Annotated in this window: 5 protein-coding genes; 3 read left to right on the top strand and 2 right to left on the bottom strand. The window is 68.1% G+C overall.

The features are described 5' to 3' along the window. Window positions 1-3078: excinuclease ABC subunit UvrA (gene uvrA / locus BN10_RS08840; protein WP_156917362.1), on the bottom strand; the 3078-nt coding region annotated here is incomplete at its 3' end. 57 nt (window positions 3079-3135) lie between these two features. On the opposite strand from uvrA, the gene BN10_RS08835 reads away from it, so the two are divergent. Genes BN10_RS08835 through BN10_RS08825 form a run of 3 tightly spaced genes read left to right on the top strand, consistent with a single transcriptional unit; the run spans window position 3136 to window position 5406 of the window. After that, window positions 3136-3825 carry a maleylpyruvate isomerase family mycothiol-dependent enzyme gene (locus tag BN10_RS08835; RefSeq protein WP_010850899.1) on the top strand — a complete coding sequence of 230 codons (690 nt, stop codon included), beginning with the start codon at window positions 3136-3138 and terminating at the stop codon, window positions 3823-3825. Beyond that, window positions 3822-4487, top strand: coding sequence for an MBL fold metallo-hydrolase (locus BN10_RS08830; protein WP_010850898.1), 666 nt, complete (start codon window positions 3822-3824; stop codon window positions 4485-4487). Before BN10_RS08835 ends, BN10_RS08830 begins: the two co-directional genes overlap by 4 nt. Window positions 4488-4506: 19 nt before the next feature. After that, window positions 4507-5406, top strand: coding sequence for an EamA family transporter (locus BN10_RS08825; RefSeq protein WP_010850897.1), 900 nt, complete (start codon window positions 4507-4509; stop codon window positions 5404-5406). 79 nt (window positions 5407-5485) lie between these two features. On the opposite strand, the gene BN10_RS08820 is transcribed toward BN10_RS08825, so the two are convergent. Further along, window positions 5486-6523 carry a TerC family protein gene (locus tag BN10_RS08820; RefSeq protein ID WP_040751230.1) on the bottom strand — a complete coding sequence of 346 codons (1038 nt, stop codon included), beginning with the start codon at window positions 6521-6523 and terminating at the stop codon, window positions 5486-5488. Window positions 6524-6688 lie beyond the last annotated feature (165 nt).

Genomic DNA, 6688 nt, shown 5'->3' with positions numbered 1-6688 from the left:
CCCCGCCGGCTTCTTGGGCGCTGCCGGCTTCGCCGGCGCCTTCTTGGCCGCGGCAGTTCGTGGAGCCGCGGCGGTCTGGCCACGGGTTCCCGCCGAGGAGTCCGTGGCAGCCGGCCGCTTGGTCACGGACTTTGCCCCGGCCCCGCGAGCCGAGCCCGTGGGCCGGGTGGTGGTGCGCGCCGTCCGGGCGAGCACGGGGGCCAAGAAGCGCCCGGTGTGGGAGGCCGGGTCGTTCGCGACCTCCTCCGGGGTCCCCTCGGCGATGACCAATCCGCCGCCTGACCCGCCCTCAGGACCGAGGTCGACGATCCAGTCGGCGCTCTTGATCACGTCGAGGTTGTGCTCGATCACGATGACCGTGTTTCCCTTGTCGACCAGCCCCTGGATGACCCCGAGGAGCTTGCGAATGTCCTCGAAGTGCAGGCCCGTCGTGGGCTCGTCGAGAACGTAGATGGTGCGACCGGTGGAGCGCTTCTGCAGCTCGGATGCCAACTTGACGCGCTGGGCCTCACCACCGGACAGCGTCGGCGCCGGTTGTCCGAGCCGGACATAGCCCAGACCCACCTGGACGAGGGTCTCCATGTGCCGCGCAATGGCCGGGACCGCAGCGAAGAACTCGGCGGCCTCCTCGATCGGCATGTTGAGGACGTCGGCGATCGTCTTGCCCTTGAAGTGGACCTCGAGGGTCTCGCGGTTGTAGCGGGCTCCGTGGCAGACCTCGCACGGGACGTAGACATCCGGGAGGAAATTCATCTCGATCTTGATCGTGCCGTCGCCAGAGCATGCCTCACAGCGGCCGCCCTTGACATTGAAACTGAACCGACCGGGTTGGTAGCCGCGGACCTTGGCCTCGGTGGTCGTGGCGAAGAGTTTGCGGATGTGGTCGAAGACGCCGGTGTAGGTCGCCGGATTCGAGCGTGGCGTTCGCCCGATGGGGCTCTGGTCGACGTGGACGACCTTGTCGAGGTGCTCGAGTCCGGTGACCGACTTGTGGCGACCGGGCACCTGCCGGGCGCCGTTGAGCTTGTTCGCGAGCACCGTGTAGAGGATGTCGTTGACGAGAGTGGACTTGCCGGAACCGGAGACCCCGGTGACCGCGACCAGGTTGCCCAACGGGAAGGACACGGTGACATCCCGCAGGTTGTGCTCGCGCGCGCCGACCACCGTGACCTCGCGTCCCTTCTCCTGGGGGCGACGCACGGAGGGCGTCTGGATCTCGAGCCGACCCGAGAGGTACTTGCCGGTCATCGAGGTCGGGTGCGCCAGCAGGTCCTTGACCGTGCCCGAGTGAACGACCTCGCCGCCGTGCTCGCCGGCACCCGGACCGATGTCGACCACCCAGTCGGCGGTGGCGATCGTGTCCTCGTCGTGCTCGACGACGATGAGGGTGTTCCCCAGGTCCCGCAACCGCGTCAGGGTCTCGATCAACCGGTGGTTGTCGCGCTGGTGCAGACCGATGCTGGGCTCGTCGAGGACGTAGAGCACGCCGACCAGGCCGGAACCGATCTGGGTGGCCAATCGGATGCGTTGGGCCTCCCCGCCGGAGAGAGTCGCCGCGGCCCGGTCCAGGCTCAGGTAGTCCAGGCCCACATCGAGCAGGAAGCCGAGCCGGGCGTTGACCTCCTTGATGACCCGCTCGGCGATCTGCCGCTCGCGGTCGGTGAAGTCGACGTCATCGAAGAACGCCGCGGCATCCTTGATCGACAGCGCAGAGACGTCCGCGATCGAGCGGCCACCGATGAGCACGGCCAGCGACTCCGGCTTGAGCCGGCTGCCGCCGCACTGCGGGCAGGGGATCTGCCGCATGAAGCCCTCATAGCGTTCCCGGCTCCAGTCGGAGTCGGTCTCCGCATGCCGCCGCTTCACGAACGGCACCGCGCCCTCGAAGCCGGTCGAGTACGAACGCTCACGTCCATACCGGTTGCGGTACTTGACGTGGACCTTGTGGTTGCGCCCACTGAGGATGGCGTCCTTCGCCCGTTGGGGCAGGGAGCGCCACGGCGCGTCCATCGAGAAGGACATCTCCTGGGCAAGCGCCGTGAGGACTCTCTGGAAGTACTCCGACGCCCCACTGGTTGCCGCCCAAGGCGCCACCGCGCCCTGGGCCAAGGAGAGGTCCTCGTCGGGGACGATAAGCTCCGGGTCGACCTCGAGCTCGGTCCCGATCCCGGTGCACTTCGGGCAGGCACCGAACGGACTGTTGAAGGAGAAGGACCGCGGCTCGATCTCGTCCATCGTGAGGGGGTGATCGTTGGGACACGCCATCCGTTCGCTCAAGCGACGTTCGCGCGGCTGATCCGAGCCCTCAGGGACATCGACGAACTCGATGACGACGATGCCGCCAGCCAGACCGAGCGCGGTCTCGACCGAGTCCGTGAGTCGCTGCTTGGCCGACCGATCCCCGCCCTTGGCGACGAGGCGATCGACCACCACGTCGATGGTGTGCTTGACCTGCTTCTCCAACATCGGGGGCTCGGTGAGACTGACCACCGCGCCGTCGACTCGCGCCCGCGCAAACCCCTTGGCCTGCAACTCGGCGAAGAGGTCCACGAATTCGCCCTTGCGCGCCCGGACGACGGGAGCCAGCACTTGGAAGCGGGTGCGCTCCGGCAGCTCGAGCAGGCGGTCGACGATCTGTTGCGGCGTCTGCCGAGTGATCGGCTCGCCGCAGACCGGGCAGTGGGGGCGACCGGCGCGGGCGAAGAGCAGACGAAGGTAGTCGTAGACCTCGGTGATCGTGCCCACGGTGGAGCGAGGGTTGCGGTTCGTCGACTTCTGGTCGATCGAGACCGCCGGCGACAGACCCTCGATGAAGTCGACGTCGGGCTTGTCCATCTGCCCGAGGAACTGGCGCGCGTAGGCGGACAAGGACTCGACATAGCGGCGCTGGCCCTCGGCGAAGATCGTGTCGAAGGCGAGCGAGGACTTGCCCGACCCGGACAGCCCGGTGAACACGACGAGCGCGTCCCGAGGCAGGTCGACCGAGATGTCACGCAGGTTGTGCTCACGTGCGCCACGCACGATCAAGCGGTCGTGAAGGTGGGCTCCGGTCCGTCGAGCGGCAGGGGCAGAAGTCACGAGCACAACTGTAGGTGGCAGCACCGACAGCCTTCATCCGCCGGTAACGTACCCAGCATGACAGCGGACCTCTCCCCCCTCGATCACCTGCCCGCTGCCACCACAGCACTGCTCGCCACCGCGGCAGAGATGGACGACTTGGCTGCGCCCAGCCTCTGCGGCGGCTGGTCCCGGGCTCACGTGCTCAGTCACCTGGCGCGCAACGCCGACGGTCTCATGCGCCTGGTGCGAGCGGCCGGAGGCTCCGGGGAGACGATGTACGACTCGGCTCAGAGCCGTGACGCCGACATCGAGGCGGGGGCCGCCCGCAGCCGAGACTTCATCCTGGCCGATCTCGGAGGCACCGCCCGCGCGGTCGACGAGGCGCTCGCCGGCCTCTCCGGTGACCTCGGGGGCACCCGCGTCGAACGCACGCCCGGCGGCCCGTCCTTCCATGCTCGCAATCTCCCCTTCATGCGCCTGCGCGAAGTTGTCTATCACCACGTCGACCTCGACGCGGGACCCGCCTTCGGGGACCTGCCCGACGACCTGGTGGCTCCCTTCCTGGCCGACGAGATCACTCGCCTGCGGGGCGCACCTCATGTGCCCGGCCTGACGATCCGGACCACGGAGGGCGACGCGTGGGCCGTGGGTGACGGCTCGGCCGACGTGACCGGCACCCGGGCGGGGGTTCTGGCGTGGTTGGCTCGCGGCATACCCGACGGAATCGACCAGGACAACCCACCCACCCTTCCGGAGGGGCGATGACCTACACCGGCGACGTGACCCCGGGTGGTCCTTCCGATGTGCGGGAACTGCCCGACCTGACCATTCGCAAGATGTCGGTGTCGTCCATGCACAACAACGTCTACCTGCTCACCTGCCGGGCAACGGGCGACCAACTCCTCATCGACGCGGCCGATGACCCGCAGCGGTGCCTGGCCCTCGTCGCCGAGGGCACCGGCTCCTTGCGCCACCTCGTCACCACCCATCGTCACTGGGACCACACACGGGCGCTCACCGACGTCGCGGAGGCGACCGGTGCCGTGACCTATGCCGGAGATCTCGACGCCGAGGGCTTGCCGGTCGCGCCGACCGTACGCCTCGTGGATGGCGACCGAATCAGCCTGGGCGACTTGTCACTCGACGTCGCCATCGTCAGCGGCCACACCGCGGCCTCGGTCGTCCTGGCCTACCGCGACCCGACCGGTCACGCCCATGTCTTCACCGGTGACGCGCTCTTCCCCGGCGGGGTCGGAGCGACGCGCAACGACCCTTCTCAGTCCTTCGACGATCTGTATCGCGATGTCACGGCGAAGATCTTCGACCGGTACGACGATGACACCTGGATCTACCCCGGTCACGGCGGCGACACCACCCTCGGCGTGGAGCGTCCGCATCTGGAGGAGTGGCGCGACCGCGGCTGGTGAGGGGCGTAGCCTTCGGCCGGTGGACACCAGACGGAGCAGGGGGGACGCCATTCCAGCCCCCTTGCTCGTGCTCGGCGGCATCGTCTCGGTGCAGTTCGGCGGGGCGCTCGCCGCGACGCTGGTGCCCGCCATCGGCGCGGGCGGGTCGGTCGTGCTGCGGCTGCTCTTCGCGACGGCCATCCTGCTCGTCGTCGTCCGTCCGCGGTGGCGGGGCCACTCGCGCACCGCTTGGCTGACCGTCGGTGCCTTCGGCCTCGCCCTGGGCCTGATGAACTTCACCTTCTACGGATCGCTGGCCCACCTGCCCATCGGGGTCGCGGTGACGATCGAGTTCATCGGCCCCCTGCTGCTCGCCGCCGTGCTCAGTCGGCGCCTCTGGGACTTCGTGGCCGTGGGCGGCGCCGCCGTCGGCGTCGTGCTCATCGCGGAGGTCCTGCACACCCCGCTGGCCGACCTCAGCCTCGTCGGCATCGGCCTGGCACTGGCCGCGGGAGCCTGCTGGGCGGCATACATCCTGCTCAGCGGCAGGACCGGGCGGGAGTTCCCCCACCTCGATGGGCTCGCCCTCGCGATGGTCGTCGCGACGGTCGCCACCCTGCCCTTCGGCATCACCAGCGTCCCGTCCTGGGACGGCACGATCCTCGCCAAGGGGCTCGGCATCGCCGTGCTGTCCTCGGTGCTTCCCTACTCGCTCGAGCTGCTGGCGCTGCGCCGCATGGCCGCCGCGGTCTTCGGGATCCTGCTCAGCCTCGAGCCTGCGGTGGCGGCCCTCGCCGGCCTCCTCGTCCTCGGCCAGCGGCTCGGCCCGCTCCAGCTCGTCGGCATGGCCCTGGTCGTCGCGGCGAGCGCGATCATCATGGGCGCCGCCCGCCGGGATCCCGACGAGATGCCGAGCGACCTCACCGAGACCGGCGGCTGAGCGGCCCCACCCCACAGAGTGGATGTTCTGGGGGCACCGGTGCCCCCAGAACATCCACTCTGTCGTGAGGTCGGTGGCGTCAGTCGCTGGTCGAGTCCGAGCCGGCCACCATCGCCTTGGCGTCCCGCTTGGACTTCCAGAGGCTGGCGATCGTGGTCACGCCGAGGATGACGACGATGGCCCCGAGCGAGACGGCGATCGGGATCTCCGGGACGTTGACGTGCTCGCCACCGTTGATGAAGGGCAGCTCGTTCTCGTGGAGGGCGTGCAGCAGGAGCTTGACCCCGATGAAGGCGAGGAGCACCGACAGGCCGATACTCAGGTAGACCAACTTCTGGAGCAGGCCGCCGAGCAGGAAGTAGAGCTGGCGCAGGCCCATGAGGGCGAAGAGGTTGGCGACCAGGACGATGTAGGGCTCTCTGGTCAGACCGTAGATCGCCGGGATGGAGTCGAGCGCGAAGAGCAGGTCGGTCGTGCCCAGCGCCAAGATGACGAAGAACATCGGGGTGGCCAAGCGCTTGCCGTTCTCCTTGATGAACGACTTGGTCCCGTGGAACTGGTTGGTCGCCGGGAAGACGCGCTCCATCGCCTTCATGAAGGCGTTCTCCTCGAACTCCTCGTCGTCGCTCTCACCCTCGCGGGCCAGCTTGATCGCGGTGTAGATGAGGAAGGCGCCGAAGATGTAGAAGACCCAGGAGAAGTTGTTGATGGCCGCCGCGCCCACCCAGATGAAAAAGCCGCGCAGCACGATCGCAATGATGATGCCGATCATCAGGGCGTACTGCTGGTAGCGCTCCGGCACAGCGAACTTGGCCATGATCAGCAGGAAGATGAAGAGGTTGTCGACCGACAGTGAGTACTCGGTCAGCCAGCCGGCGAAGAACTCGCCGGCCAATTGCCCACCCTCGGTGATCCACATGACGATGCCGAAGGCGATCGCCGCGCCGATGTAGAGGCTGAGGGCGAGCCACAACTCCTTGGTCGACGGACGGTGGGGGTTGCGCGCAATCCAGATGACGTCGAAGGTCAGGACGGCAATGGCCACGCCGATGGTGAGCCACCAAGCCCACGTCGGCAGATTGAGCGCCGGCGTCGCCGTGGTGAGGGTCGAGATCATGTGCACAGGGGTTTGCCTTCCGGACATCACAACGGTCCGGAGGTCTCTCCCACCCGAGTCTTTCGGGCCGGCGCCCCGGGCTCCGACGGCGGAACCGTGATGACGAGGCGTGCGTGACGGGATACTCCCCTCCGCCCGCCAGTCTCTCAGTTGGACTCATCCTTC

The organism is Phycicoccus elongatus Lp2 (genome assembly GCF_000367525.1).
In the GTDB taxonomy this organism is placed as follows: Bacteria; Actinomycetota; Actinomycetes; order Actinomycetales; family Dermatophilaceae; genus Phycicoccus_A; species Phycicoccus_A elongatus.
Note: the sequence above shows the minus strand (reverse complement) of the source record. Positions and strands in the feature narration are given on the sequence as shown.